At 63.2% G+C, this 1,235-nt stretch carries 1 protein-coding gene; it reads right to left on the reverse strand.

Annotation, left to right across the window (positions count from 1 at the left end):
- Positions 1-11: 11 nt before the first annotated feature.
- Entirely contained in the window at positions 12-1,145 is a 1,134-nt protein-coding gene (locus ACFVJ3_RS49515) for an IS630 family transposase (protein WP_378459052.1), read from the reverse strand.
- Positions 1,146-1,235: the final 90 nt, after the last annotated feature.

The following is a 1,235-nucleotide window of genomic DNA, read 5'->3' on the forward strand; positions in this document are numbered from 1 at the left end:
CTAGTGCCGTATCAGGCAACGTTTGCCTTGTTGACGATTTCTCGTAGTTTTTGGTCGGCGGCGTGGTTGTTTCGCCAGATGATGTAGCGGCGGATCATGCTGGCCTGTTCCTTGTGGCTGGTGTGGTCGGTGCCGTCGAGCGCGAAGTACCGCAGGGCGGTGAACTGCGCCTCGATCCGGTTCAGCCACGAGCTGTTCGTTGGCGTGTAGGCGATCTCGACGTTGTTCGCCTCCGCCCAGTCCGCGACCCGTCGGCACTTCTTCGTGGTCAGGTGCGGGGAGAAGTTGTCGCATACGATCGCCAACCGCACCTCGAGCGGGTAGAGGGTGCGCAGGTAGCGGCAGAACTCGAGAAACTTCGTCCTCGTCTTGGTCGGCTTGATGTGCCCGTAGACCTTGTCCGTGGTCAGGTCATACGCGGCGAACAGGTGCCTTACCCCGTGCGGCCGGTTGTAGGTTGCGCGCCTGCGCCGTCGCGGCTCACGGTCGGGGTCTTTGTGCTTGCCGCCGCGCTGCGCCCACTGCCGACCCGGATGCGGCTGCAGGTTCAGCGGGCCGAACTCGTCGAGACTGAACACCACCTCCGGCTCGCCCGACTCGGGAAGAACCTCGCCGTCGGCGATCGCGTACAGGTGCTCCACGCGTGCCTTCTTGACCTGGTACTCCGGGTCGCGCGACCGTTTCCATGTCTTCACTTTTTGAAAGGAGACGCCCTCCTGGTGAAGCAGAACCCGCAGGCCCTCATGGCTGATGTCGTCGACCACCCCCTCGGCGACCAGGAACTCGGCCAGCTTGGACAGGCTCCAGGTCGAGAACGGCAGGTCGTGCTCGGTCGGGGTGGACTTGGCGATCTTCTTGATCTCCCGGCGTTCGGGCAGGGTGAACGTCTTGGGTCTTCCCCCTTTGTATTTCGGGTACAGCGAGTCGAACCCGTCGGTGTTGAAATTATGGATCACATCACGGACCCGGTCGGCGCTGGTGAAGCTGACCTCGGCGATCTTGGCGACAGGCATGCCCTGGGCGGACAGCAAGATCATCTGCGCCCGACGCCAGGTCACCACGGATCCGGTGCCCCGGCGCACGATGCGAAGCAGCCGTTTTCCCTCGTCATCATCGATCTCCCGAACCCGTACTCGCTCTGCCATCCGATCAGGATGACCGAGGTAGCGTCCAGCGACCGGCAATCAGGCGGCGTGTCGGACCAACGGGGCAAACAAACCCAGGTGCGGCACTAG

This window comes from Rhodococcus sp. NPDC127593, from assembly GCF_042671975.1.
GTDB lineage: Bacteria > Actinomycetota > Actinomycetes > Mycobacteriales > Mycobacteriaceae > Rhodococcus_F.

What these genes read in the sequence shown, in the direction of transcription:
- ACFVJ3_RS49515 (WP_378459052.1), bottom strand. Translation starts at nt 1,145, where the DNA reads ATGGCAGAGCGAGTACGGGTTCGGGAGATCGATGATGACGAGGGAAAA.